Here is a 23848-nt window from a genome sequence, read left to right as displayed (position 1 = left end):
GATGGTCGTCTTCAACACGTTTCGCATGGCTTTTGCAAAAATTGCATGACACGCGACGCGGCCGCCGAGCATGCCCTCAATCGAGCCGGGTCGCCGGATCGATATGTTCCGACGTCCAGCGGCCATAGCGCCAGGGCAGGTACCAGCGCGAACCGGCCGGAAGGTCGTCCGCAACCGGATCGAAACCACTCCCCCCGCCCGGACGGCAGCGCTGCAGGCGGGCAAGACCGATCCACAGTCCGGGCCACACACCGTGACGGAGGATGGCGTCGGACATGTAGCCCGAGCAGCTCGGCGCATAGCGGCATGAGCGGCCGATAAAGGCCGAGAGCGTGAGCTGGTAGACCCGGATCAGGAGCAGCACCGCCCGCGCGACCGGCCCGGGCGGGCGCAGGCCCGTCCGGGCCGCGTGATCCTCGTTTGAGCACATGCCCGCACCTTGCATCCGGGGACCGGAAATCCGCCCGCCGACGCCCCTTGTCTCAGGCGGCGGCCTCGTCGCCGCGCCGCGCCTCGATCTGTTCGGCCGCGTCGACGACCGCCTCGAAGGCCAGCAGGGTGGAGGCGTGCCGCGCCTTGAAGTCGCGCACCGGCTGAAGCACCTCCGCCTCGGCGAAACGCCCTTCCGGCGGGGGACCGTTTTCCTTCAGCATCGCCCGCATCTGGTCGCGCGCGAGCCGCAGTTCCTCGAGCTTTGCACCGATCACATTGCGGGCCACGACCGATGCGGCGGCCTGGCCGAGCGCACAAGCTTTGACGTCCTGCGTGAAATCGGTCACAACTCCTTTTTGCATCTTTAGGTCGACAATGACGGTCGAACCACACAACTTGGAGTGCGCCTTGGCTGAGGCGTCGGGGGCATCGAGGCGGCCAAGACGAGGTATATTGCCAGCGAGTTCGAGAATTTTGGCGTTGTAGATATCGTCGAGCATTAAGCGCCTCTTCAAGAAAGCGTGACGCAGGCGATCCGGCTTCACAGCCCTTCCGCATTTCTTATATAGGGTGGAACGCAGGAAAGAAATGGACACAGGTGCAGCGAGAGTCGACCGGGCGGACGAGGTCGTGAAAAACTGCCGCAATTCAAACAATCTGGCATGCGATCCCGTCTCCGCCGAGACGGCCCGGAAACAGCGGTCCGTGTGGTCCGAACAGTCGGGAGACGCGTAGGCCATGCGGAATACAGTACAAACGGGAGAGCCCGCGATGGATGCCATCTTGAAACCGGTCGCGCAGCGCGGCGATGCAGCGGACGCATCGCTTGGACGCCCGACGCGCGAGCAGGCCGAGGCGGCCGTGCGCATCCTGCTGGCATGGGCGGGCGACAACCCGGAACGCGAAGGCGTCCTCGACACGCCCAAGCGCGTGGCCAAGGCCTATGAGGAGATCTTCTCCGGCTACTTCCAGGATCCGGCGGAACACCTGCAGCGGACCTTCGAGGATGTCGGTGGCTATGACGACATCGTGCTGGTGCGCGGCATCCCGTTCTTCTCCCATTGCGAACACCACATGCTGCCCTTCATCGGCGAGGCGCATGTTGCCTACTATCCCACGGACGGGGTCGTCGGCCTGTCGAAGATCGCGCGGGTGGTGGACATCTTCGCCAAGCGCCTGCAGACGCAGGAAAACCTGACGGCGCAGATCGTCGACGCGCTCGACACCAATCTCGCCCCGCGCGGCATCGCCGTGATGCTCGAGGCCGAGCATCAGTGCATGACAATGCGCGGCGTGCAGAAGCGCGGCGTGTCGACCATCACCACCCAGTTCACCGGCGTCTTCCGTGACGATCCGAACGAACAGGTCCGTTTCATGAGCCTCATCCGCGACACCCGTCGCGGCTGAGGCCTCAGTCGATCAAAGGACGCGCCGCCCGGCGCGGGCAACCGGACATGACCGAACTTTCCTTCGCCGGGCGCGGCAGCAAGGCCGAGATCGAGGGCGGTGACGCCTTCCAGCCGAAATTCGATGCCGACGGGCTGATCGCCTGCGTCGTCACGGATGCCGACGACGGCACCGTGCTGATGGTCGGCTACATGAACGCCGAGGCGCTCGCCCGCACGATCGACACGGGCGAGGCCTGTTACTGGAGCCGGTCCCGGCAGTCCTTCTGGAAGAAGGGCGAGACCTCCGGACAGGTCCAGAGCGTCGTCGAGATCCTCACCGACTGCGACCAGGACGCCCTCGTCCTCAAGGTCCGGGTCGCCGGCAATGGCGCCACCTGCCATGTCGGCTACCGTTCCTGCTTCTACCGCCGCATCACCCGCTCCCCCGACGGATCGGTCCGCCTCGACATGACCGGCGGCGAGCGCGTCTACGATCCCAAGGACGTCTACGGCTGAAGATATGATGTCTCGGCACCGCCCCCGCAGGGGCGGGCCGCCTCGCCACGCCTGAGGGCGTGGCGCTTCAGATCATCGTCACTCAGGTCATGGCGATATAGTTGCGCATGTCCTCGGCTTCCTGCTCGATCTGCGCGATGCGGTGCTTGACCACATCGCCAATCGAGATCAGCCCGTCGAGCTTGCCGTCCTTCACCACCGGCACGTGGCGGAACCGCCCGCCCGTCATCCGCGCCATCACCGTGTTGACGGTCTCCATCGGGTCGCAGGTGACGACCCGCGCCGTCATGTAGGCCGAAACCGGCTTGTCCAGCGCATCGGTGCCGTCCTGCGAGATGGCGCGCACCACGTCGCGCTCGGAGATGATGCCGTTGATGCTTCCCTTGGCGTCGGTGATGACGATGGCGCCGATGCGCTGCGCTCCCAGGATGGCGCAGATCTCGCGCATCGACGTCTCGGCGCGTTCCGTCGTCACGTCCCGCCCCTTCTGGTTGAGAATAGATGCGACAGTCATCCTGTACCTCCCGGGTGGCTTGTCATCGCTTCGGCGGCCCTGCGAGCCACCGCCTTAAGGCATCATGACAAATCCGCGCCCCGGCGCAATCGGCAAAGCTTGCGGGCCTCCCCTTCAGGTCCGGCGCAGGCGCACCGGGTCGAACAGCGGAAAGAGCAGGAAACCGGCGACGAAGCCCCCGATATGGGCCTCCCAGGCAATGCTTGCCCCCTCTCCGGCAATCGGCAGGGAGATGATGCCGAACAGCAGATTGATGCCGAACCAGACCAGCAGGAACATCGCGACCTTGGGATTGGAGAGCGACTCGCGCGCGCCGCTGGCCGGAACCCGGTAGGCGAAGGCATCCGTGCGGCGCATGGCGCCGAGCGGGCCACCGAGCTGGAAGACGAACCGCGTCGCCGCCGCCATCTGCCCCGAGATCGCCGCCGAAGCTCCGATCATCGGCACCACCTCACCGAAATGCATCGCAAGGTGCAGCCCTGCGCCGGCGGCGGCGCACACCGCCGACAGGAGCAGAAAGCGCGCCGTGCCAAAGCGCCGGGCGACCGCGCTGCCGAACACGGCCATCCACATCACGTTGACAAAGAGATGCCCCCATCCGCCATGCAGGAACGCATAGGTGAGGAAGGTCCACACCCGCGCGGCCTCGCCGCCGGGCAACTGGTACTGGGCAACGGCATCTGGCAGGTAGCGCAAGGGCAGAAAGCCGAAGGTCACCAGCAGTTCGAAGCGGCCGTCTTGCGACAGCATGTAGGTCGCCATGAGATGGATCGCGATCAGCAGCATCGCCAGCGTCGAGACCACGCGCGGGAGGTTGAAGATCGGCTCGGCGGGTGGCGGCGGCGGCGGCATCCGCTCCGGGTCGTCCTTGGTCACGGGATCGAGCATGAGGGTCCTTGGCGTCTGCGCATTGTGTGTCGGCACGAAACGGTTGCCGGAACCTGTCCCGATTCCGGATGTCGCCCCGGCTCACATCGGCCCGATCCGGGGGGCAGTCAAGATGGGCCGCGCCCACGATCCGGCAAAAGGCCGTGTCGCCGGGCAAGAAAAAACCGTCCGCCGCGCATTCAGGCGCGATCCGGACGGTTTGAAGTGGGGCCGGCAAGGCGCTTTCCGCGTCCGCCCGGCAAGTCGAGGTCAGTTCCAGCTACGGTGCAGGTAAGCTTGTATTCACCAACTGGCCAATCTTGCGCAGTTATCCACCTCTGCGGCAACAGCCACTCTTCGTTAACCCTAATGACAGGTTAACGGAAACGCTCAACTGCTTGGCATGCCGCCTGCTTCGTATCCCCCAGGAAACGCGGAAGCCGCCGCGAATGTCCCGAATTCGGACATGTCCGGTGGCTGACGTCCCGCAAATGCACGCGGCCGCACAGAACGCCGCTCAAGCGGCCAGGGGGCGAGGAACACGATGAAACATCCGGTCACACAGCGGCTGTACGAGTACTGGGACGGGCTGCGCGACACCCGCCCCGCTCCCGATCGCAGCGAGATCGAACCGGGCCGCATCCGCAGCGTCCTCGGCGACACGTTCATCCTGGAACTGGTCGACCGCGCGACCTATCGTTACCGTCTTGCAGGCACGCGCCTGTGCGCCCTGCATTGCCGCGAACTGAAGAACCGCAACATCCTGCGCGGCTGGTCCCCGGAAGACCACGAAGCGCTCGGCACGCTGCTTGCCGCCGTGACCGAGGATGCGGCGGCCGCGGTGATCGGCGTCAGCGGCTACACCGAGCGCAAACAGAGCGTCGACATGGAGATGCTGCTTCTGCCGCTGCACATTCCCGGCGAGGGATGCAGCCGGGTGCTGGGGTCCTGCGTCGCGCTCGAGCAGCCGTACTGGGCCGGCATGCATCCGATTCTTTCGCAGACCGTGAAGAGCGTCCGCCTCATCTGGCCGGACGAGCGCCCCGCCTTCCTCAGCATGCGCGGCAATGTCGCCACCAGCCCCGTACCCCAGCTCGGCCGCCATTCCTCGGCGATCCAGGCCATAACCGCGCTGCCGGTCGCGGCCAATGCCCGCCAGGTACAGCACCTGACAGTCATCGAGGGCGGCAAGTCTTGACGGGAACGCCGCCGAAACGGGGTGCACTTACCAAGTGTTAACTGTCGCCCCCTATCTTCCCAATTGCAGCGTTCACGCGGCATATCCTGCCGTTGTGCTCCAAGGAAGGTCGATGACGGATGGCGCACGCCACGGCACTCACATACACGACGGCTGCCGCAGCGAAGCAACTTGACCTTCGCCGGCATGCACGCGTCCCGGTCAACATCCTTGGCCGCTTCATGCTTGAAGACCGTCGTGAGTATCCGTGCCAGATCGTCGACATGTCGCCGGGCGGTGCCGCGCTGATCGCACCGGTCAGCGCCCGTATCGGTGAGCGTGTCATCGCCTATATCGACCATATCGGCCGTATCGAAGGCGAGGTCGTGCGCGAGATCGAGGGTGGCTTCGCCATTCGCATCAACGCGCCGCTGCGCAAGCGCGACAAGCTCGCCAATGTGCTGACCTGGCTGGTCAACCGCGACGTCCTGAACCTTCCGGAAGACCGCCGTCACGACCGCTTCACGCCGAAGAACCCGTTCACGCAGATCGTCCTGCCGGACGGGCGCAGCTACAAGTCGCGCATCATCGACGTGTCCCTGTCGGGCGCTTCGCTGAAGACCGACGTCAAGCCGGAGATCGGCCTGGCGATCGGAATCGGCAAGATGCGCGCCCGTGTGGTCCGCCACACCGAGGACGGCATTGCCGTCGAGTTCGCGCATATCCAGAACCGCTCCCTGCTCGAACAGCACATTTCCTGATACGCCAACCGCGCTCCTGAACGCCAAACCCGGCGGCCCTTTCCGGAGAGACAGGGCGCTCGCGCGAGTTTGCCGTGCGGTGCCGTGCATTTTTGCCTGTCTCCCCGCTAGCCTGCCTTCCTGGTAGTGTGTCTTCCCGGTAACCTTTCTTGCCGGTGATCTGTCTTGCCGGCGCCGCCGGCATGGCCCGCAGGGTTTTCGTGTTCCAGCTTCCACGACGTTCACGGCAGGCGCCTGAGGTCCTGTTCGAAACCCGTGCCGGAAACGGCCGCCTCAGGGATGCCCCCCGAGGGACCTCCCCCGTCAGAACGCCTCTCTTGTCGCTCCGCCTGACGCCGGCGGATCGGAGCCGGCGCGTCTGCTTTTAGAGCCGCGACTTGTGGCGATCCCTTGCCCGGCACGCCCAAACCCGCCCAATCCGCTCGTTCTTGAAAAAATTCTCCAAAAAAAAGCCGGCGGCAAGGTCCGCATGGCCGTCCGGATCAAGGCCGCGGCATGTCTTGATGCCCTCCTCTCCTTGTCTCGGACAAACCAGGCCGAGAGCGAGAAAGCGCGCATTTCTGCGCTTCTTTGCCCCCGCCCCGGGGATCGATAAAATTTTACTCAAATCAAGATAAATATCAAATAAAAACAAGATAAAACTTGATGTCTATTTGAGGTTATTTCACTTCAAATCCAACAACGCACCTTAGATCAGGATAAAAATCGCACTGCCATTGTGTCTTCAACCTTGGGGAAGGGATGAAGACATGAAGAACACAAGAACTAAACTGAAGTATATTGCCGTGGCCTTGGGCGTGGCAGCCGCCATGCTCTCCGCCGATGCCGCGTTGGCGGATCAGGGAACCGGCCGTTTCATGGATGTCGGCGCCGCCGCGAAAGCTCCCGTCGGCCATGTCGGCTTCTGCCGGGAAAACCCGGATGAGTGCAAGACCGGCCGTGACGGCGCCGTGGTGGTAAAACTCGACCGCGATCGATGGAACGAGCTGATTGCCGTCAACGCCGAGGTCAACAAGCGTGTCAGGCCGGTCACCGACATCGAACTGTTCGGCGTCGAGGAGTACTGGACCTACCCGAGCGACGGCGTCGGCGACTGCGAAGAATACGTGCTGGAGAAACAACGCGTGCTGGCTCGGCGCGGCTGGCCGAAAAGCGCGCTGCTCATCACCGTGGTCAAGGACACCAACAATGCCGGCCACGCGGTACTGACCGTGCGCACCGATCAGGGCGACGTCATTCTCGACAATCAGATCGAGGCTGTCCTGCCCTGGTATTCCGCGCCCTACCGCTTCGTCAAACGCCAGTCCGTGAAGAGCCCGGCGAAATGGGCGGCGATCTCCGACCGGCGGACCAGCACCGTCGCCAGCCTTGCCGACTAGGATGGCGACCGACGTGAAAGGCCGCAACGGGACCAGGAAATAGAGCGGTCCCCGCGCGCCTGAAGAGACACTCCGGATCCGGCGGGCTCCGCCGGGCCCGACAAGCTTCCGTCTCCTTGGAGACGGCTTGCGGGACATTGTTTGCGCCCGACACCTAAGCAACCAGGCCCATCCCCCTCCCCCACACACGCCGGGTCGGGTTGCCCGGCCGGTCCTCCGTCAAAAGAGGGCCGGCCATTTTTTTGCGAAAGGAGTGTTGGCTCAGCCGCCGACCGGCACAAGGCCCGCCTTGAAGCGGCGCCAGTTGCGCACATAGGCCTCGGCCGAGGCGACCAGGCCTTGCACCGCCGCCTCGTCGAGGGTGCGCACGACCCGGCCCGGCATCCCCACGACCAGGGAATTGTCCGGGATCTCCTTGCCCTCGGCAACCAGCGCATTCGCCCCGACAATGCAGTTGCGGCCGATCCTGGCGCCGTTCAGCACCGTCGCTCCCATGCCGACAAGGCTGTTCTCGCCGATCGTGCAGCCATGCAGGATCGCCTTGTGGCCGATGGTGCAGTTGCGCCCGATGTCGAGCGGAAAGCCCATGTCGGTATGCAGCACGCAGCCGTCCTGCACGTTGGAGCCTGCCCCGATGGTGATCGTCTCGTTGTCGCCGCGCAGGGTTGCGCCGAACCACACGCTCGCCGCCTGTTCCAGGATCACGCTGCCGATCACCGCCGCGTCCGGCGCGATCCAGAAGTCGCCGTCAGCCGGTGTCACGGGGATACGGTCGTCGAGGCGGTAGATCGTCATGGCGGGAACTCGCGTTTGGTCGGACACGGGAGGTGCCGGCGGCAATGGCCGGACAACATGCGAGCCGGCGTCACTCCGGCTCGCGGATCGCCAGTCTACAGCATCACCACGAGCATGAAATGCACCACCATCACGCCGGAGCACAGGCTCCACATGCCGGCAATGGTGGAGGACGCGACAAGCCAGCCAAGCGGCCGCTGCTCGATACGCCGTCCGCGAATCGCATTGCGCATGATGATGAAAGGCCCGGCGAAAACACACAGGACGCAGGACATGACGCCCTTGATCCAGGTCTCGACCGAAATATTGAACCGCAAGGGTTCACCCGTCACCAACTGATAGAAACTGCCGGTGATTCCGGAAATCACAAAGCCCGCGCAACCGAGATAGGCAGCCAGTGCCAGTTCGCTCATGATGCCGTTAACCCCCCGTTAACCAATGTTCTGGGAACCTTAAACTTGAACTCGGGTTCTGTTCCAGCAAATTGCATGCCGTTTCCGCAACCCCATTAACGGACTGGTAACCATAAAATGGCGAGCGCACTGCCCCTCGTCCCGCGACAAAACGGGACACCCGTCCCGCGACGGGACAGCAAGGCGAGCCGCCGGGACACCGGTCCTGAAGCAGGGGCGCGCGGATGATGCCGCTGACCCTGCCGAGCGGAACGGGAATGCGCGCCCGGCACTTCACCCCGATGGTTCTGGCTCTGGCGCTTGCCGGCACCGCCCTCGTCGTGCACACGGTCGGCAAGTGGATGAACTACACCCGCGCGCCCTCGGGCTGGAGCGAAAGCGCCGACCGGGTGCCCGTACAGCTCGGTTCCATCAGCCTCAAGGTTCCCGCAAATCTGATGCGCCGGGTCGAGGAGCGCATTGCCGGCGGCCCCGTCGAGCGTCTCAGCCTGGCGGTGCTCTGGCCGTCCATGGACGGCTACAGTGAATTCAACGCCCGCCTCTTCGCGGATTCCGGCGACCGTTCACCGGTCATGCTGATCGGCGCCACCGCCACCGGAGCGCTGCCGGAGATGAACACCAGCGAGCGCCTCGAACGCGTGTGGATGTCGCTGGCCTCAGGCGACCCGCTGCCCGGCCCGGCGGGCCTTGCCCTGTTGCCCCTGCCGGGAGATGCGGAAAGCGGCACCGGTTTCGTCGCCCACCGCGCCGAGGCAGGCACGCTCTTCGCCGCGCGCTGCTTCACCCCGCGCGATGCCGCCCTTGCCGCCAATTGCGAGCGAAGCATTCGCGTCGCCCCGGGCCTCTTCGTCACCTACCGCTTCCGTCAGGCGCTGCTCGAGCACTGGCGCGGCATGGATGCCGCGGTGACAAGCCTGATCGCCGAGCTGAGGCCCGAAGCCGCTTCCTGAGGCGGGCACGCACGTTCCCTGCTGTTCACGCAAAAAAACGGGCGCCCGCTGCCGCGTCGCCCGTTCTCGTTCCATGTTCGGGTGGCGCTCCCGTCACGGACGGAAGGCCTTTCGTCAGGCGCTCAGCCCTCGTCGATATCGTAGGACAGGATGGCCATCTGGAAGTTCCAGCTCAGGTCGTCGTCATCGTCGTCGTCGCGGTAGATGACCCCGATGAACTCGTCGCCGATATAGACCTCGGCGGAATCGTCCTTCTTCGGCCGCGCCCGGACGACAAGCTTCTGCAGCTCGAATTTCTTCTGGAGGTAGGCTTCGAGCTTGCGGATCTCGTCAGGCTTCACGAAAGGCTCCTTTCGGCGACCGTCACGCTTGGGGGACGGTTCTTCTTCGATGCGGTTTCGGATTGTCCCGGTCGGCGGCGGGCGGGACCGCCCCGTTCGCGAACGCGAAACGGAACGGCGGCCGAGTAAAGCCGACACCGGACCAGCCCGCCGGAGGGGCGGCAAGGCTGGCATCCGTGAAGCTGGACCCTACACAATCACGCGCGCGAACCAAGGGAAAAGGCGCTTCTTTTCCCCAAGCCATGGCGAAAACCGGCAATTGCGGGCCGCTCAGCCGGCGGCGCCGCCCTCGTCCGAGGCCAGCAACTGGTTCATCGTGCGCGACGGCTCGGCGCACCCCGCCGCCCCGACCACGCGCGCCGGCACGCCGGCGACGGTCGAGTTGGCCGGCACGTCTGTCAGCACCACAGAGCCCGAGGCGATCTTCGAGCAATGGCCGATCTCGATATTGCCGAGCACCTTGGCCCCCGCGCCCACGAGAACCCCGTTGCGGATCTTGGGGTGCCGGTCGCCCTCCTCCTTGCCCGTGCCGCCCAGCGTCACGTTCTGCAGGATCGAGACATTGTCGCCGATCTGGGCGGTGGCGCCGACCACGATGCCGGTGGCGTGGTCCATGAACACGCCCACCCCGACGGGAACCGCCGGATGAATGTCGACCTGGAAGGTCTCCGAGGAGCGGCTCTGCAGGTAGAGGGCGAAATCCTTGCGCCCGCGTCGCCACAGCCAGTTGGCCAGCCGGTGGGTCTGCAGGGCGTGGAACCCCTTGAAGTAGAGCAGCGGCTCGAGGAACCGGGTGCAGGCAGGATCGCGGTCGTAGACGGCGACGAGATCGACCCGAAACGCCTCGGCGATCTCGCGGCTGTCGACAAGCGCCTCCAGATAGGTCTGGCGGATCAGCGACGGCGACACGACGACATGGCCGAGCCGGTCGGCCAGCCGATGCACCACCGCCTCCTCGAGGCGGTCATGGTTGAGCACGGTCTCGTAGGCGAAGGACGCGAGCGCCGGTTCGCACCGGACCATCGCCTCCGCTTCCTCGCGCAGGCGATCCCACACGGGATCATGGCGCGCCAGAGGGGTTGCGTCCGTAAGGGGGGTGGATTGCGGCATGCCTGCCTCCTTGTGGGCTCGCCGCCGGCCACATCCGGGTCGGTCTGGCGGTCCGTTTCAAGCGCTCGTCATGGACAACATCTTACAGCGATGTAAGGAAGGATGGCCATAGGTCAAGCGGGCTTGTGGCCGTCGCGGAAACCTCTTTCGTTCACGAATGCGCGCTCCTGATACGGGCGGCGAATGGACTGGTTCGCGCGACATTGCAACAAGCGCCTTTGCGGGCACTTCCGGCAGCCCGGCCTTGAGGAGACCGACATGACGACACCGGCAGCGGACACCGACGCCAACACCGCATCGACCCGGACGCAGGACGCTGCCGTCGCCGGGCGTGTCCGCATAGGGACCGAGGGACAGATCGGCTGGATCGTCATCGACAACGAGCGCCGCCGCAACGCGCTTACCCTCGCCATGTGGGCGGCGATACCCGAGGCCGTGGCAAGGCTTTGCGCCGATCCCGAGCCGCGGGTGATCGTGCTGCGCGGCGCAGGCGACGACACGTTCGTTGCCGGGGCGGATATCTCGGAGTTCGCGACCGTGCGCCGCGATGCCGCTTCCGCACGCGCCTACGAGGCGGCCAACGCGGCGGCCTTCGACGCGCTGCGCGAGGCTTCCCTGCCGACGATCGCGATGGTGCGCGGCTTCTGCCTGGGCGGCGGCTTCGGCCTTGCCGCGGCCTGCGACCTGCGCATTGCCGATGCCACCGCGCGCTTCGGCATTCCCGCCGCCCGGCTCGGCGTCGGCTACCCGCCATCGGCCATCGCCGACGTCGTCCGCCTTGTCGGGCCTTCGCGCGCGAAACTCCTCTTCTTCACCGCGCGCCAGTTCGGCGCGTCCGAGGCACAGGGCCTCGGCATCGTCGACACGCTGGCCACGGACACACCCCTGGAGCAGGCGACGCGGGATCTGGCGCAGGCCATCGCACAGGGCGCGCCGCTGACCCTCAAGGCCGCCAAGGCCGGCATCGACGCGCTGACCGCGCACCTCTCGGACGAGGAGCTCGCGACTTGCCAGGCGCTCGCCGACGCCTGTTTCGACAGCGCGGACTTCGCCGAAGGCCGCGCCGCCTTCATGGAGAAACGCACCCCCCGCTTCACCGGCAGCCCGGGCCAGGACCTGGGTCAGAAGCCAGGCCGCACCTTTCGGGGATAGCGGGCAAGAACGCGGGCCGGAGTCATTTCGTTAACCGACTCCTTGCAGCGTGAGATCCAACGCGCCGGACCGGATTGCCAGGCTGCGGGCAAGACGCCCGCCTTCCTGCGCTTGACGGCGGTTCCCGCGCCTGATTCCATGCCGCTGCCGATTGCTTGATTCTCTTTGCGAAGCACTTGAATCAGATTGTCAGCACGAACCGGAGAAACCGGTTTAACAGCGCCTGATTTCTCTTTTCCAAGAACGGATTGAAGAGCCTTTTTCAGGCAATGCTTCAGCGTGCTCGCACACTTCGAATTAACTTTCGATTAACCATGCAAGCAATTGCCAAAAAAGAAAAAACCAAACCGGGGCCGCGACAGCGTAGGCCCGATCCGACACCGCACATGAAATGTCTCCCGGCCGCCACCAGGGCGAACGGGACCGCCCGCGCGCCGGCATGTGCCGGCCACGCTCGCGGGAGGTTGGGGAACGGCTGGAAGCGCTTGCTCTCAGGCGGCCTTGAGCTGATCAAGGAAGCGAACCACGGCGCCGGCGAAAGCATCGTTGCGGTCCCCGGCGACCATGTGGCCGGCCCCTTCCACATCGGCATACCGGGCATGCGGCACGAGGGTCATGAACTCCTCGACATGGTGATCGCTCACCAGTTCGGAGCGCCCCCCGCGCACCAGCAGCACCGGAAGCTTGAGCGCCCGCGCGGCCGCCACCAGCTCGTCCTCGATATGATGCGGCTCGACCTCGCGGTCGTGGTGCCCGCCCAGGAAGCGCGGATCCCAATGCCACCGATAACGGCCGTCCGCATGTCGCCGCAGGTTCTTGGCGAGCCCGTCGAGACTGCTCGGCCGCTTGCGATGCGGCAGGTAACGGGCGATCGCATCGGCCGCCTCCTCAACGCTCGCGAACCCGTCCTCGAGGCGAGCCGACATGAAGGAGATCACCTTGTTGACACCAGAGGGATCCATGCGCGGCGTGATGTCGACAAGCACCAGCGCCGACAGCGTACCCGCCTGTAGCCGCCCCTCCGCCAGCAGCGAGGCAATGCCGCCGAGCGAGGCGCCGATGGCAATCGGACGGAATCCCGTGTCACTCTCGATGCGCTCTGAAACGGCAACCACGTCGCGCGCGAAATCGACGAAGTCATAGGCGCCGCTGTCCACCCAGTCGCTGTCGCCATGGCCGCGCTGGTCCATGCTCCAGGCCTGGAAGCCGCGCTGCGCCAGCCGTGTGCCGGTTGCGTCCCAGGCATGGCGGGTCTGGCCACCGCCATGCAGCAACAGCACGGGCCGCCCCGCCGCGCCGAACCGGTCGGCGACGAGCCGGTTGCCGTCCGCGCCGGTGAACTCGCCAGTGACGTCGCCGGCGCATTCGGCGATGCGCCCGCTCATGCCGCGCCGCCCCGCGACACAGCCTCCAGGAAGCGCAGCGCGCCGGCCTTGTAGACCTTGTCCCCGACCGCGACCATGTGATCGCGTTCGGGAATGTCGAGCACCTCCGCATGGGGCATCAGCCGTGCAAGTCCGCTGGCGGAGCCGGCAATGTCGTCCCTGGTGCCGATCGCCACCAGGGCCGGCTGGGAGATCCGCGAGACCTCCTCCGCGCTGATCTTCTGGCGCGAGGAGCGCATGCAGGCGGCCAGCGCCAGCCGGTCGGAATTGGTCTGCTCGGCAAAGGCGCGGAAGGCCCGGCCTGTCTTGTCGGGCACATCCGACAGCTTCTCCGCTTCCAGCGCGGCGGCGATTGGTTCAGGGTCGCCAACGCCGGTGATCATGCCGGTGCCGAGACCGCCGAAGATGACGCTGCGCACCCGCCCGGGATGATTGAGGGCGAGGAAGGCCGTGATCCGCGCGCCCATGGAATAGCCCATGACGTCGGTGCGGGCGATGTCGAGATGGTCGAGCAGGCGGCGGGCATCCTCCGCCATGGTCGGCGCGCCGTAGTCTTCCGGCTTGTGGCTGCCCTGGCTTTGGCCGTGCCCCCGGTTGTCGATGGCGATCACCCGGCGGCCGGCCTCGGTCAAAAGCTTGACCCAGCCGGGATAGACCCAGTTGACCTCCTTGTTGGAGGCAAAGCCGTGGATCAGCAGGATGGGCTCGCCCCGCCCCTCATCCAGGTAGGAAAGACGCAGGCCGGCGGAATCGAATTGGGGCATTGCAAGATTACCTTGACGTAAACGTAAAACGGACGGAGGCCTACGATAGTTTGACAGGGCCGGGATGAAAAGCCCCGCGCGCACCGTGCCGCCAGGCGCGCCCCTCTCCCACATGCGGCCTGCGCAAGCCACCGCCCCGCGACACCATGCCCGGGCGCCGGGATACGGCGACTTCCCACTGTTCAAACCCGTCCTTCCTGCGTATGGTCCGCCAAATCTCAAGGGACTCAAGAAACGACGGACAAATGCGATGGCGCATGCTGCAATCCCCCACTTCCAGAACGACCGCGGCCACGACGCGATCGAGATCGGCGCGAAGGAATTCCAGTGCATCGGCGCGCGCCCGCCCTTCGACCATCCCCATGTCTTTCTCGACATGGGCGACGACAACGAGATCGTCTGTCCCTACTGCTCCACGCTCTACCGCTTCAACCCCGCTCTGAGCGCCGGCGAGAGCAATCCTTCCGACTGCGTCTGGACCCCCGAGGCCGCCTGAGCACGGGCGCGGCCGGAGACGCCGAATGGCTCAGTCCCGTTCCGATGCGAACCGCCTGTTCATCGCGGGCGCGGGCATAGGTGGCCTGACGGCCGCCCTGGCCCTGTCGCGCCGGGCGCTGCCGGTGACCGTGATCGAACAGGCCGCCGCGCTGGAGCCGGTCGGCTCCGGACTGCAACTCTCTCCAAACGCCATGCATGTGCTGCGCGGCCTCGGCCTTGAAGAGGCGCTGCTCCGGCACGCGGTCGCGCCCCGGGCGATCCGCATCATGTCGGCCCGCACCGGAAACCCCCTCACGGAAATCCCGCTCGCCGAACAGGCCGAGCAGCGCTACGGCGCGCCCTATCTGGTGATCCACCGGGCCGATCTGCAGTCCGTCCTGCTCAAGGCCGCCAGGGCCTCGGCCGGCATCACGCTGCGGTTCGGCACCCGACTGCGCGACGCCTCGCAAAATGCCGGCGCGGTCAAGATCGAACTGGAACAGGTGGCGAGCGATGGCGGCGCATCCCATGTCGACCACCATTCAGGCGCCGGCCTGATCGGTGCCGACGGCGTCTGGTCGACCGTGCGCCGACGGGTCATGAACCTGCGCCAAGCGGTGTTCAGCGGTCGCACGGCCTACCGCGCGGTCATCCCCGCCGACGACGTTCCGGAAGAATGGCGGGATGTCACCGGGCTCTGGCTCGGCGCCAATGCCCATGTGGTTCACTACCCGGTTTCCGCCGGCACCCAGTTCAACCTGGTCGCTCTGGTCAGCGAGGACTGGCGGGAGGAACGCTGGTCGGCACCCGCGAACCGCGACGCGCTGCTCGCCCGTTTCGCCGACTGGCCGGCGGCTTGCCGCGATCTTCTCGCCCGGCCCGACAGCTGGCTCAAATGGGCGCTGTGCGGCATGGATCCCGGCACCGACTGGGTCGACGGCCGGATCGCCCTGATGGGCGATGCCGCCCATGCGATGCTGCCCTTCGCGGCACAGGGCGCGGGCATGTCGATCGAGGATGGCGAGGCGCTGGCCCGCGCCATCGACGGGGTTGCCGACATTCCGCAGGCCCTGCGCGCCTATCAGGCGGAGCGCCAGAACCGGGCCGACAAGGTGCTTCGGCTGGCCCGCGCCAACGATCGCGTCTATCACATGAGCGGACCGATGGCGCTGGCCCGTGACGCCGTGATGCGGGGATTGCCCGCCGAACGGCTTCTCGCGCGGCTCGATTGGCTATATGGATGGCGACCTCCGGCGGCCACGTGACCGACGGAAAGGCAGGCGGCAGGCCAGGCGCATGACCGCCTGCAAAACACGAAGGGGCGGAGCGGCATGAGTGCTGACCAGGTGTCGGACATCGTCACGGCTGGCTTTCTCGTCATCGGCGACGAGATCCTCTCGGGCCGGACCAAGGACAAGAATATCGGCTACCTTGCCGAATATCTCACCGCCATCGGCATCGAGCTGTCGGAAGTGCGCATCGTGCCGGATATCGAGGAGCGCATTGTCGAGGCGGTGCGCGCGCTCAGCGCCCGCTACACCTACGTCTTCACCTCCGGCGGCATCGGCCCCACCCATGACGACATCACGGCCGACTCCATCGCCAGGGCATTCAACGTTCCCATCGACCATGACCCGCGCGCGATCGCCATTCTCACCGCCTTCTATCCGGAGGGCCAACTGACCGAGGCCCGGGCCCGCATGGCCCGCATTCCGCAAGGGGCGGACCTGATCGAGAACTCCGTGTCGAAGGCGCCGGGCTTCCGCATCGGCAATGTCCACGTGATGGCCGGCGTGCCGGCGATCATGCAGGCGATGCTCGACGCGATCGCCCCGACCTTGCGCACCGGCGCGAAGATGCATTCGCTGGCCGTCGACGCGGATCTTCCCGAAAGCCGGGTCGCAGGCGCGCTGCGCGAGATCCAGGACGCTCACCCCGGTGTCCTGATCGGGTCCTATCCGCGCTCGATCGACGGGCGCTTCTCCACCCAGATCGTGGTGCGCTCCCGCGACACCGAGCTCCTTGAACGCGCCGGCGCGGCCGTGCGTTCGGCCATCGAGGCCGTCGCCGCAGCCACCTGACCAAATGACAGCATGACCGACCCAACAGGACCGACCCGCATGGAAAACCCGCAGCCCCCGAAAGCCTTTCCCGTCTCCTGGGACCAGTTCCACCGCGATTGCCGCGCCCTCGCCTGGCGCCTGTCGAGCCAGGGCAAGTGGGAAGCCATCGTGTGCATCACCCGTGGCGGCCTCGTGCCGGCGGCGATCGTTGCCCGGGAACTCGGCATCCGGATGATCGAGACGGTCTGCGTCGCCTCCTATCACGACTACGAATCGCAAGGCGCCCTGCAGGTGATCAAGCCGGTCGATCACAACGTCATCGACCTCAATGCGGGCAAGGGATCGAGCGTGCTCGTGATCGACGATCTCGTCGACACCGGCAAGACCGCCCGCGTCGTGCGCGATATGTTGCCGGACGCCCATTTCGCCACCGTCTATGCCAAGCCGATGGGCCGCCCCCTTGTCGACACGTTCGTGACGGAAGTTTCCCAGGATACTTGGATCTATTTCCCCTGGGACATGGGCTGGCAGTTCCAGCCGCCGATTTCCACCAACACCCAGGGCTGACGTCGCGGCGACGGCGCTTCCCGCGACGCCGCCGGACACGTGAGCGAAAGGCAGAGCATCCCGCTATGCGCAAGGCTGCCTTGCGCTCGCGGGAAAGTGAAAAAGTGCCCATATTTTGGCGCAATTTCTAAGCCTATAACGGCGCCATGACACAGGATCTCGATTTGCGGCGCACCGGCGCCCTCCTCCCAGGCTCCGGGCAGCTCAGCCGCCGCAGCCTGCTCGTCGGCCTCGGTTCGCTTGCCCTTGCAGGCTGCCAGAGCAACGGTTCGAACCCGCGCCTGCAGACCATGGGCGTTGCCCCGGCGGCACCGGCCATCGACCCGTACTATCTGCAGATGTACGCGGCCATGCCCCAGGAGAAGTTCCCTGTGCCGGCGATCGACCTGCGCAAGGTCGACCCCGTCTATTTCCGCCAGGTCGTGCCCTACTCCACCTCGGAGCGCGCCGGCACCCTTGTCGTCGATACGCCCAACCGGTTCCTGTATCTGGTGATGGAAAACGGCCAGGCGCTGCGCTACGGCGTCGGCATCGGCCGCGCCGGCTTCTCGTGGGGCGGACGGGCCCGCATCGCCTACAAGCGCGCCTGGCCGCGCTGGACGCCGCCGGCCGAGATGATCGCGCGCCAGCCGGAACTCGAGCCGTATCGCAACGGCATGGAGCCGGGCCTCGACAACCCGCTCGGAGCCCGCGCGCTTTATATCTTCGAGGGCGGTCGCGACACCATCTACCGCATCCACGGCACGATGGAGGCCTGGACAATCGGCAAGGCGGTTTCCTCCGGCTGTGTGCGCCTGCTCAACCAGGACGTCATCGACCTGGCCGCGCGCGTGCCGAACGACACGCCCATCGTCGTGCAGCAGGGCAGCGACGGTATCGCCTGAGGCTGGCGCAGTCGCGCCAGCGCCTCAGGCAGGCCAGCGCCTCAGGCCAGAAGCCTGACGGCCCGCTCGGCGACGATCTCCTCGCACGTCACCCGGCAGCCGATCGCATAGGCCTCGACACCGCGCGCCCGCGCCGTCTCGAAGGCCGCCGCATAGGCAGGGTCGATGTCGCGGCAGAAGGAAAGCCGGTCGCAGTCCGGTCTCTGGACGAGATAGACCATCGCCGCGCGCGCACCCTGTTCCACCATGTCGCCCATCTCCACCAGGTGCTTGGCGCCGCGCGCGGTGACGGAATCGGGAAACTCCGCCAGCCCGGCCTCGCGCATCAGGTGGACATTCTTCACCTCGACATAGACCGGCGGGACGCCCTCGCCCTGTTCCAGCAGGATGTCGATGCGCGAATTCTTGCCGTACTTGACCTCGCGGCGCAGGCCGGTGAACCCGGCGAGCTCCGGCACCAGGCCGGCACGCAGCGCCTCCTCGACGAGCCCGTTGGGATGCGCGGTGTTGATGCCCACCAGCGCGCCGTCCGCCTCGACGATCTCCCATGAGAATTTCAGCTTGCGCGCCGGATTGTCGGACCGCGACAGCCAGACCCGCGATCCCTCGCCCTTGAGGCCGAGCATGGAGCCGGGATTGGCGCAATGCGCGGTGACGGCTTCCCCGCCCTCGTCGAGGATGACATCGGCGAGGAAGCGCTTGTAGCGCTTGACGAGACGGCCGGAGACGAGCGGTGAGGGAAAGCGCAAGGCAACCTCCTGAGGGAAACGCGGCCGGTGCCGGATCAGCGCGACCAGAAATCCGGATCAAGCAGCACCAGCACGGTGAACAGTTCAAGCCGCCCCATCAGCATGGCGAAGGACAGGATCCATTTCGCGCCGTCCGGGATCGGCGCAAAATTGCCAGAGGGGCCGATGATCGGGCCAAGGCCGGGACCGACATTGCCGACCGCCGTCGCGGCCGCCGAAAGCGCCGTGACCAGGTCGAGATCGAAGCTCGCCAGCACCAGGGTCAGCACCCCGACCGTGCCCATGTACACGACGAGAAAGGCAAGCACCGAGAACGACAGGTCCTGTGTCAGGCGCGTGTTGCCGTATTCCTCGGAGAGCACCCGGTTCGGGCGCACCATGCGGCGCAGATGGGCGCGCACCGTGCCGAAGAAAACGAGAAAACGGAACATCTTGATGCCGCCGGTCGTCGATCCGGTGCAGCCGCCGACGAATTTCAGCAAAAGCGCCAGCACGACGATGGGGGCGCCCCAGGTCGTGTAGTCGCCATAGGCATAACCGGTGCCGGTGACGATGGCGATCATGTTGAAGGCGGAGATGCGCAGCGCCTCGCCGAAGGGCACCCGGTGCTCCAGCCCCAGATAGACCGTGACCGCCAGCGACACCAGCACGATGAAGCCGAAGAACGCCCTCACCTGCGGATCCCGCCAGAGCGACAACGGCTTGCCGCGCAGCGCCTGGATGATCAGCACGAAGGGCAGCGAGCCGATCACCATGAACAGGATCGCGATCCAGCTCGTCGCCGGGTTGGTGAAATAGCCGAAGGACGCGTCATGCGTCGAGTAGCCGCCGGTGGCGATCGTCGTGAAGGCATGGTTGACCGCGTCGAACACGCTCATGCCCGTCGCCCAGTAGCCCAGCGCGCAGGCCAGCGTCAGGAACAGGTAGGAGACGCCGATCAGCCGCACCAGTTCGATGGAGCGGGCGACGATCTTCTCGCTGCGGTCGGAATTCTCCGTCTGGAACAGCTGCATGCCGCCGATCTTGAGGAAGGGCAGCAGCACGATGGCCATGACGACGATGCCCACGCCCCCCATCCACTGCATCAGCGAGCGCCACACGAGCAGTCCCGGCGGCAGCCCGTCGAGGCCCGACAGCACGGTCGAGCCCGTCGTGGTAAAGCCCGAGACCGCCTCGAACACGGCATCCGCGTAGCCGATACCCAGCCACAGGAACGGCAGCGCGCCGAAGGCCGGCAGGGTCAGCCAGGCAAGCGTCGTCAGCACGAAGGTCTGGCGCAGGTCGAGCCCCTGGTTCAGCGACCCGCCGACGGCGACCGACAAGAGCAGGCCGATCAGCCCGGTGATCAGCGCCGACATGACGAAGGCCTGCCAGTCGGCGTTGCGCGCCGCGACATCGACCATTGCCGGGATCAGCATGGCGGTCGCAAGGCCCACATAGAGGAAGCCGAGGACATTGAGGACGGGACGAAGTGAAATCACGTTGCGGGCGTCTTTCGTCGTCTACGGTTCGCGATCAGTTCGTCTCCCGGCCGCTGCGGGCCGCCGGCACGCGGGGCGCGGGACCTGCCCCCGCACGGCGCAAGGCCAAAGAATTTTAGATCCTGCAGGCCCGTCCGTATAGCCTTGTATTGAAACGTAAAACCGGTTTTCGCCGGCAGTGCGCCGGGCCGTGTGCACGAATTCTGCTCGCCCGGCGGACCTCCCGGACCTCCTCCGCCCGTCGCCTCGAGGCGGCAAGGACGTTCGGCTGCCAACCTACCATCTTCCCCAGCCGAGCCAAGTACAAGGCTGGGCGGACGTGGTCAAGGCTTCGCGCTCGCCTGCGGCCCAGTCCGCTGCCGTTCTCCGGCAGCTGGATTGCCGGAGGTGACGGCGGGCATGTTGCCGTCCCTTTCAGAGGGCCTCCGGTGAGGCTGTCACGCTCGGGTAAGCAGCGAATTCAGCTCCCATGTGGAATGTCCGGGATCAAATTCACTGGTACGGACGGCGGGACTCGAACCCGCATAGCCAAGGCTGAGGGATTTTCGTACCAGCTACGGCTTTCGCCGCCGCCTCTCGGCGTTTGTGGTCTGGACTATACCTTCACCCTAGCGAATGCCTTAGGTGCTGCCCGTCTAGTCTCTACACCTTCCCGATCGCTCGGGCTTGGCTCGGGATCGCCATCTGACAGGGTTCCCCGAATTTGAGCAGTTCTACGTCCGGCGTTTCCGCCAGCGCACTCAAGTTTGCCTTAAGTCCCTTGTGTCTACCAATTCCACCACGTCCGCACGTGCATCTCTGCTAGCAAAGCGATGGCCAATGCTCAACCTGGAACTGCGTTGGCCGCGCTGGCTTGGAGGCCCTCCGGAACCGAAATCATGGCGTCGGGAGGCGTGAGATGCGCCGGGGTCTCCTCGTCCGTGAACTCCCGCTGGCGCGAGACGCGCGGCAGCTCCGGCTCCGAACACGGCGTGAACACCCAGCGGGCAGATTTTCCAAGGCCTAGAAGAAGAAACCGGTGGTCAAGGCGCGCCCGGGCAATGAACCGGCGGCTGCGCCCCATGAGGACGCAAAGGGATGACTGGTTCGGGTTCGCCCTAGCGTTTCCTGGCGAGCCAGACGAGATGCCGTGCGCCGCCTGCGCGTACACGCACCTCCTCGACCTCCAGACCGGTTTGCCGCAGGCGTTTTGCAAACCGTTGATCGGAGGCAGCGGACCATATGGCCAGAACGCCGCCGGGATTGAGCGCTGCCCGCGCGGCAGCCAGTCCCCTTGCGTTGTAAAGCTGGTCGTTCGCCGGCCGGGACAGTCCATCCGGGCCATTGTCGACATCGAGCAATATGGCGTCGAACGGCCCGTTGTCGCTGATCACCGGTGCAACGTCGCCTTCGTGAAGGACGACGCGCGGACACGCCAGGCTTTCGCCGTGGACGCCGGCAAGCGGACCTTTGGCCCAGGCGATGACGGTCGGCACCAGTTCGGCGACGATGATCTCGCACTGCGCGGAAAAATGCGCGAGCGCTGCCCGCAGCGTGAAGCCCATGCCAAGACCGCCGATCAGGACCCGGGTCCGGTCCCGCTTGCCTATCCGGTCGGCCGCCAGGATCGCCAGCTGTTCTTCAGAGCCGCCCCGGCGGCTGTTCATCAACTCGGTCGCCCCCGACATGATGGAAAACTCGTCGCCCCGTTGCATGAGCTTGAGTTCGCCCCCGCCGGGGACAGAGGTTCGATCCACTTGTTTCCAGGCCAGCATGGTATGCCTTCGTCGATAAGGAAAACCAGGTTGTGGTCACGGGCTTGTCACGCTCATGTCTTTATGAATGAGGACCGTCCCGCGGCAGGTTCAGCCTGGGCGCCTCGGTTTGCCCTTGTGCTTGCGGGCCTGGCCGGGATCGCTAGGTGCGGCCTTGCCACGGTGCGCAGGCTTCTTCCCCGGCTTCGCGTCTTTGCGGACTTTCGCTTTCGCCTGCCGCGCTGGCCCCGGCGCCCCTCCGGCCGGTGCGATGACGATACCGCGCTCGGTACCGCCGGGCCGGTTGACCTGCTCTGCAAACGAGGCCGCCTTGTCGCCGGCAATCTCGAACCGGGTCTGGGCATCCTCGATCCTGATCGAGCCGACGTCGCGCTTGGTCACGCCGCCGGCCTTGCAGATCATCGGCAGCAGCCACTTCGGGTCGGCGCGCTGCTTGCGGCCGAGCGAAAGCGTGAACCAGACGCCGTCCTCCATGTCCGGTCCGCGTGGCTCTCGTGCCGGGACCGGGCCACGCTCGTGCCCGACCTTTTTGTCGTACCTGGACTTTTTCGCGTGGATCTCGGCGGCGGGCAGAGGGGTCAGATCCTCCGGCAAAGGGCGGGAGCTGAGCTGGTGGCGCAGGAAGGCTGCGGCAACGCGCTCGGGAGCGACTTTCGCAAGCAGCTCCGCCACGAACGCGGCTTCTGCTTCGTCGGGTTCGGCGGTGGAGAGCGCCGTATCCATTATGTCCTTGCGATAACGCGCCTCGATCTCGGCGATGCCGGGCGCGGCACGCTCGACCGCCGTCAACCTGGCCAGCGCAAGGACGCGTTGCGCCGCGCTGCGCCTGTGCTGAGGCACGACAAGGACGCACACGCCCTTGCGGCCCGCACGTCCCGTCCGGCCGGAGCGATGGAGAAGCGTTGCGGGATTGCTCGGCACGTCCGCATGGATGACGAGATCAAGATTCGGCAGGTCGATGCCGCGGGCCGCGACGTCGGTCGCCACGCACACATGTGCCTTGCCATCCCGCATCGCCTGCAACGCGTTGGATCGCTCGGACTGTGCCATTTCGCCTGAAAGCGAAACCACCGAGAAGCCGCGGTTGGCGAGGCGTGCGGTCAAGTGGCGCACGGCCTCGCGCGTGTGGCAGAATACCAGCGCGCTCGTGCTGTCGGAGTTGAGCAGCGTATTGATCACTGCATGCTCGCGCTCGTCGCGCCGCACAAGCATCATCTGGTATTCGATATCGGCGTGCTGGTCGGTCGAGACGGTCACCGCCACGCGTTGCGCGTCCTTCTGAAAGGTCTTGGCCAGGTCCGCGATGCCACGTGGCACAGTTGCCGAGAACAACAGCGTTCGGCGTTCCGCCGGAGCCGCGCCGAGGATGTATTCAAGGTCTTCACGGAAGCCGAGATCGAGCATTTCATCGGCCTCGTCGAGCACCACGGTGTGCAGCGCCCCGAGGTCCAGCGCGCCTCTTCCGATATGATCGCGCAGGCGCCCGGGCGTGCCGACGACGAGATGCGCGCCGCGCTCAAGCGCGCGGCGTTCCTTGCGTACGTCCATGCCTCCGACGCAAGTCGCGGTCTGAATACGCGCCGCCCCATAGAGCCAGTCGAGTTCTTGCTGCACCTGAAGCGCCAGCTCGCGCGTCGGCGCGATGATCAGCCCCAACGGCCGGTCCGGGCGATCGAAATGGCTCGCGCTCCCAAGGAGGCTTGAGGCGATGGCGATGCCGAAGGCAACCGTCTTGCCCGAGCCGGTTTGCGCCGAAACCAGAAGATCGGCCTCGGCATAGCGTTTGTCCGCCATCTCCAACTGGACCGGCGTGAGATGTTTGTAACCCTTCGCTTCAAGCGCGGAAGCAAGGGATGGATGAATGGGGGTCGGCAAAAAATCGGCGTCGTGGGCTGGGGCCATCTGGGGAACCTCTGTGAGCGCGCCGCA

26 protein-coding genes are annotated in these 23848 nt (G+C 65.9%); 12 read left to right on the top strand and 14 right to left on the bottom strand.

Annotated features, from left to right (window positions below; all coding sequences use genetic code 11):
* Positions 1-76: 76 nt before the first annotated feature.
* The gene (gene yidD, locus RBB46_RS19840) at positions 77-430 is read right to left on the bottom strand and encodes a membrane protein insertion efficiency factor YidD (RefSeq protein ID WP_306030778.1); all 354 of its coding nucleotides are present in this window, start codon (positions 428-430) and stop codon (positions 77-79) included.
* Between the two features lie 52 nt (positions 431-482).
* Complete coding sequence (locus RBB46_RS19835) at positions 483-932, bottom strand: iron-sulfur cluster assembly scaffold protein (RefSeq protein ID WP_306030777.1); 450 nt, start codon at positions 930-932, stop codon at positions 483-485.
* A 271-nt stretch (positions 933-1203) separates the two neighbouring features.
* Here RBB46_RS19835 and folE point away from each other — a divergent pair, with 271 nt between their 5' ends.
* Both folE and hisI read left to right on the top strand, forming a co-directional pair.
* Entirely contained in the window at positions 1204-1839 is a 636-nt protein-coding gene (folE, locus tag RBB46_RS19830) for a GTP cyclohydrolase I FolE (protein WP_306030776.1), read from the top strand.
* A 47-nt stretch (positions 1840-1886) separates the two neighbouring features.
* Complete coding sequence (gene hisI / locus RBB46_RS19825; protein ID WP_306030775.1) at positions 1887-2336, top strand: phosphoribosyl-AMP cyclohydrolase; 450 nt, start codon at positions 1887-1889, stop codon at positions 2334-2336.
* A gap of 82 nt (positions 2337-2418) precedes the next feature.
* Here the strand turns inward: hisI and RBB46_RS19820 are convergent, their stop codons facing one another.
* Together RBB46_RS19820 and RBB46_RS19815 are read right to left on the bottom strand one after the other, a co-directional pair.
* Positions 2419-2850 (bottom strand): CBS domain-containing protein, encoded by a 432-nt coding sequence (locus tag RBB46_RS19820; RefSeq protein WP_306030774.1) that lies wholly within the window; start codon positions 2848-2850, stop codon positions 2419-2421.
* Between the two features lie 114 nt (positions 2851-2964).
* The gene (locus RBB46_RS19815; protein WP_306030773.1) at positions 2965-3738 is read right to left on the bottom strand and encodes a rhomboid family intramembrane serine protease; all 774 of its coding nucleotides are present in this window, start codon (positions 3736-3738) and stop codon (positions 2965-2967) included.
* A gap of 523 nt (positions 3739-4261) precedes the next feature.
* Between RBB46_RS19815 and RBB46_RS19810 the strand changes: the two genes are divergently transcribed.
* The 3 genes from RBB46_RS19810 to RBB46_RS19800 all read left to right on the top strand — a co-directional run bounded on the left by RBB46_RS19810 (position 4262) and on the right by RBB46_RS19800 (position 7034).
* Positions 4262-4915 carry a PAS domain-containing protein gene (locus RBB46_RS19810; protein ID WP_306030771.1) on the top strand — a complete coding sequence of 218 codons (654 nt, stop codon included), beginning with the start codon at positions 4262-4264 and terminating at the stop codon, positions 4913-4915.
* A 119-nt stretch (positions 4916-5034) separates the two neighbouring features.
* Positions 5035-5655 carry a PilZ domain-containing protein gene (locus RBB46_RS19805; protein ID WP_306030770.1) on the top strand — a complete coding sequence of 207 codons (621 nt, stop codon included), beginning with the start codon at positions 5035-5037 and terminating at the stop codon, positions 5653-5655.
* Positions 5656-6404: 749 nt separating this feature from the next.
* The gene (locus tag RBB46_RS19800) at positions 6405-7034 is read left to right on the top strand and encodes a transglutaminase-like cysteine peptidase (protein WP_306030768.1); all 630 of its coding nucleotides are present in this window, start codon (positions 6405-6407) and stop codon (positions 7032-7034) included.
* A gap of 261 nt (positions 7035-7295) precedes the next feature.
* Here RBB46_RS19800 and RBB46_RS19795 read toward each other — a convergent pair whose 3' ends face one another.
* Positions 7296-7829, bottom strand: a complete 534-nt coding sequence (locus tag RBB46_RS19795) for a gamma carbonic anhydrase family protein (protein WP_306030766.1) — start codon at positions 7827-7829, stop codon at positions 7296-7298.
* 95 nt (positions 7830-7924) lie between these two features.
* Entirely contained in the window at positions 7925-8242 is a 318-nt protein-coding gene (locus tag RBB46_RS19790) for a hypothetical protein (protein WP_306030765.1), read from the bottom strand.
* A gap of 224 nt (positions 8243-8466) precedes the next feature.
* Between RBB46_RS19790 and RBB46_RS19785 the strand changes: the two genes are divergently transcribed.
* Positions 8467-9192, top strand: a complete 726-nt coding sequence (locus RBB46_RS19785; protein WP_306030764.1) for a hypothetical protein — start codon at positions 8467-8469, stop codon at positions 9190-9192.
* 122 nt (positions 9193-9314) lie between these two features.
* On the opposite strand, the gene RBB46_RS19780 is transcribed toward RBB46_RS19785, so the two are convergent.
* A complete protein-coding gene (locus RBB46_RS19780) occupies positions 9315-9533 on the bottom strand; it encodes a DUF3126 family protein (RefSeq protein WP_306030763.1) in 219 nt (72 codons plus the stop codon).
* A gap of 270 nt (positions 9534-9803) precedes the next feature.
* Complete coding sequence (cysE, locus tag RBB46_RS19775) at positions 9804-10643, bottom strand: serine O-acetyltransferase (RefSeq protein ID WP_306030762.1); 840 nt, start codon at positions 10641-10643, stop codon at positions 9804-9806.
* 258 nt (positions 10644-10901) lie between these two features.
* Here cysE and RBB46_RS19770 point away from each other — a divergent pair, with 258 nt between their 5' ends.
* The gene (locus RBB46_RS19770) at positions 10902-11795 is read left to right on the top strand and encodes an enoyl-CoA hydratase (protein WP_306030761.1); all 894 of its coding nucleotides are present in this window, start codon (positions 10902-10904) and stop codon (positions 11793-11795) included.
* A gap of 491 nt (positions 11796-12286) precedes the next feature.
* On the opposite strand, the gene RBB46_RS19765 is transcribed toward RBB46_RS19770, so the two are convergent.
* Both RBB46_RS19765 and RBB46_RS19760 read right to left on the bottom strand, forming a co-directional pair.
* Complete coding sequence (locus RBB46_RS19765; RefSeq protein WP_306030759.1) at positions 12287-13180, bottom strand: alpha/beta fold hydrolase; 894 nt, start codon at positions 13178-13180, stop codon at positions 12287-12289.
* Positions 13177-13944, bottom strand: a complete 768-nt coding sequence (locus RBB46_RS19760; protein WP_306030758.1) for an alpha/beta fold hydrolase — start codon at positions 13942-13944, stop codon at positions 13177-13179. The genes RBB46_RS19765 and RBB46_RS19760 overlap by 4 nt, the downstream gene beginning before the upstream one ends.
* 250 nt (positions 13945-14194) lie before the next feature.
* Between RBB46_RS19760 and RBB46_RS19755 the strand changes: the two genes are divergently transcribed.
* The 5 genes from RBB46_RS19755 (at position 14195) to RBB46_RS19735 (ending at position 17935) form a co-directional block, all read left to right on the top strand.
* Entirely contained in the window at positions 14195-14440 is a 246-nt protein-coding gene (locus RBB46_RS19755) for a zinc-finger domain-containing protein (protein WP_306030757.1), read from the top strand.
* A gap of 25 nt (positions 14441-14465) precedes the next feature.
* Complete coding sequence (locus tag RBB46_RS19750) at positions 14466-15686, top strand: FAD-dependent monooxygenase (RefSeq protein ID WP_306030756.1); 1221 nt, start codon at positions 14466-14468, stop codon at positions 15684-15686.
* Between the two features lie 66 nt (positions 15687-15752).
* Positions 15753-16502 (top strand): molybdopterin-binding protein, encoded by a 750-nt coding sequence (locus RBB46_RS19745; protein WP_306030755.1) that lies wholly within the window; start codon positions 15753-15755, stop codon positions 16500-16502.
* Positions 16503-16541: 39 nt separating this feature from the next.
* On the top strand, positions 16542-17051 hold the full coding sequence (gene gpt, locus RBB46_RS19740; RefSeq protein ID WP_306030753.1) for a xanthine phosphoribosyltransferase: 510 nt from the start codon (positions 16542-16544) through the stop codon (positions 17049-17051).
* A gap of 146 nt (positions 17052-17197) precedes the next feature.
* Positions 17198-17935, top strand: coding sequence for a L,D-transpeptidase (locus RBB46_RS19735; RefSeq protein WP_306030752.1), 738 nt, complete (start codon positions 17198-17200; stop codon positions 17933-17935).
* A 41-nt stretch (positions 17936-17976) separates the two neighbouring features.
* Here RBB46_RS19735 and sfsA read toward each other — a convergent pair whose 3' ends face one another.
* The 4 genes from sfsA to RBB46_RS19715 form a co-directional block, all read right to left on the bottom strand.
* Positions 17977-18684, bottom strand: a complete 708-nt coding sequence (gene sfsA, locus RBB46_RS19730) for a DNA/RNA nuclease SfsA (RefSeq protein ID WP_306030750.1) — start codon at positions 18682-18684, stop codon at positions 17977-17979.
* 35 nt (positions 18685-18719) lie between these two features.
* The gene (locus RBB46_RS19725) at positions 18720-20165 is read right to left on the bottom strand and encodes a TrkH family potassium uptake protein (RefSeq protein WP_306030749.1); all 1446 of its coding nucleotides are present in this window, start codon (positions 20163-20165) and stop codon (positions 18720-18722) included.
* Positions 20166-21262: 1097 nt separating this feature from the next.
* On the bottom strand, positions 21263-21919 hold the full coding sequence (locus RBB46_RS19720; protein WP_306030747.1) for a hypothetical protein: 657 nt from the start codon (positions 21917-21919) through the stop codon (positions 21263-21265).
* 90 nt (positions 21920-22009) lie between these two features.
* Positions 22010-23821, bottom strand: a complete 1812-nt coding sequence (locus RBB46_RS19715) for a DEAD/DEAH box helicase (RefSeq protein WP_306030746.1) — start codon at positions 23819-23821, stop codon at positions 22010-22012.
* Positions 23822-23848 lie beyond the last annotated feature (27 nt).

The organism is Stappia sp. MMSF_3263, assembly GCF_030733745.1.
In the GTDB taxonomy this organism is placed as follows: domain Bacteria; phylum Pseudomonadota; class Alphaproteobacteria; order Rhizobiales; family Stappiaceae; genus Stappia.
The sequence above is the reverse complement of the archived record's forward strand: the minus strand, read 5'-3'. Positions and strand labels throughout refer to the sequence as shown.

Coding starts and splice junctions, on each gene's coding strand:
- folE (WP_306030776.1), top strand. CDS start 1,204: ATGGATGCCATCTTGAAACCGGTCGCGCAGCGCGGCGATGCAGCGGAC.
- RBB46_RS19770 (WP_306030761.1), top strand. CDS start 10,902: ATGACGACACCGGCAGCGGACACCGACGCCAACACCGCATCGACCCGG.
- yidD (WP_306030778.1), bottom strand. CDS start 430: ATGTGCTCAAACGAGGATCACGCGGCCCGGACGGGCCTGCGCCCGCCC.
- RBB46_RS19795 (WP_306030766.1), bottom strand. CDS start 7,829: ATGACGATCTACCGCCTCGACGACCGTATCCCCGTGACACCGGCTGAC.
- RBB46_RS19815 (WP_306030773.1), bottom strand. CDS start 3,738: ATGCTCGATCCCGTGACCAAGGACGACCCGGAGCGGATGCCGCCGCCG.
- hisI (WP_306030775.1), top strand. CDS start 1,887: ATGACCGAACTTTCCTTCGCCGGGCGCGGCAGCAAGGCCGAGATCGAG.
- RBB46_RS19805 (WP_306030770.1), top strand. CDS start 5,035: ATGGCGCACGCCACGGCACTCACATACACGACGGCTGCCGCAGCGAAG.
- gpt (WP_306030753.1), top strand. CDS start 16,542: ATGGAAAACCCGCAGCCCCCGAAAGCCTTTCCCGTCTCCTGGGACCAG.
- RBB46_RS19800 (WP_306030768.1), top strand. CDS start 6,405: ATGAAGAACACAAGAACTAAACTGAAGTATATTGCCGTGGCCTTGGGC.
- RBB46_RS19810 (WP_306030771.1), top strand. CDS start 4,262: ATGAAACATCCGGTCACACAGCGGCTGTACGAGTACTGGGACGGGCTG.
- RBB46_RS19785 (WP_306030764.1), top strand. CDS start 8,467: ATGATGCCGCTGACCCTGCCGAGCGGAACGGGAATGCGCGCCCGGCAC.
- RBB46_RS19720 (WP_306030747.1), bottom strand. CDS start 21,919: ATGCTGGCCTGGAAACAAGTGGATCGAACCTCTGTCCCCGGCGGGGGC.
- RBB46_RS19745 (WP_306030755.1), top strand. CDS start 15,753: ATGAGTGCTGACCAGGTGTCGGACATCGTCACGGCTGGCTTTCTCGTC.
- RBB46_RS19835 (WP_306030777.1), bottom strand. CDS start 932: ATGCTCGACGATATCTACAACGCCAAAATTCTCGAACTCGCTGGCAAT.
- RBB46_RS19760 (WP_306030758.1), bottom strand. CDS start 13,944: ATGCCCCAATTCGATTCCGCCGGCCTGCGTCTTTCCTACCTGGATGAG.
- RBB46_RS19755 (WP_306030757.1), top strand. CDS start 14,195: ATGGCGCATGCTGCAATCCCCCACTTCCAGAACGACCGCGGCCACGAC.
- RBB46_RS19765 (WP_306030759.1), bottom strand. CDS start 13,180: ATGAGCGGGCGCATCGCCGAATGCGCCGGCGACGTCACTGGCGAGTTC.
- RBB46_RS19750 (WP_306030756.1), top strand. CDS start 14,466: ATGGCTCAGTCCCGTTCCGATGCGAACCGCCTGTTCATCGCGGGCGCG.
- RBB46_RS19820 (WP_306030774.1), bottom strand. CDS start 2,850: ATGACTGTCGCATCTATTCTCAACCAGAAGGGGCGGGACGTGACGACG.
- RBB46_RS19790 (WP_306030765.1), bottom strand. CDS start 8,242: ATGAGCGAACTGGCACTGGCTGCCTATCTCGGTTGCGCGGGCTTTGTG.
- cysE (WP_306030762.1), bottom strand. CDS start 10,643: ATGCCGCAATCCACCCCCCTTACGGACGCAACCCCTCTGGCGCGCCAT.
- RBB46_RS19715 (WP_306030746.1), bottom strand. CDS start 23,821: ATGGCCCCAGCCCACGACGCCGATTTTTTGCCGACCCCCATTCATCCA.
- RBB46_RS19735 (WP_306030752.1), top strand. CDS start 17,198: ATGACACAGGATCTCGATTTGCGGCGCACCGGCGCCCTCCTCCCAGGC.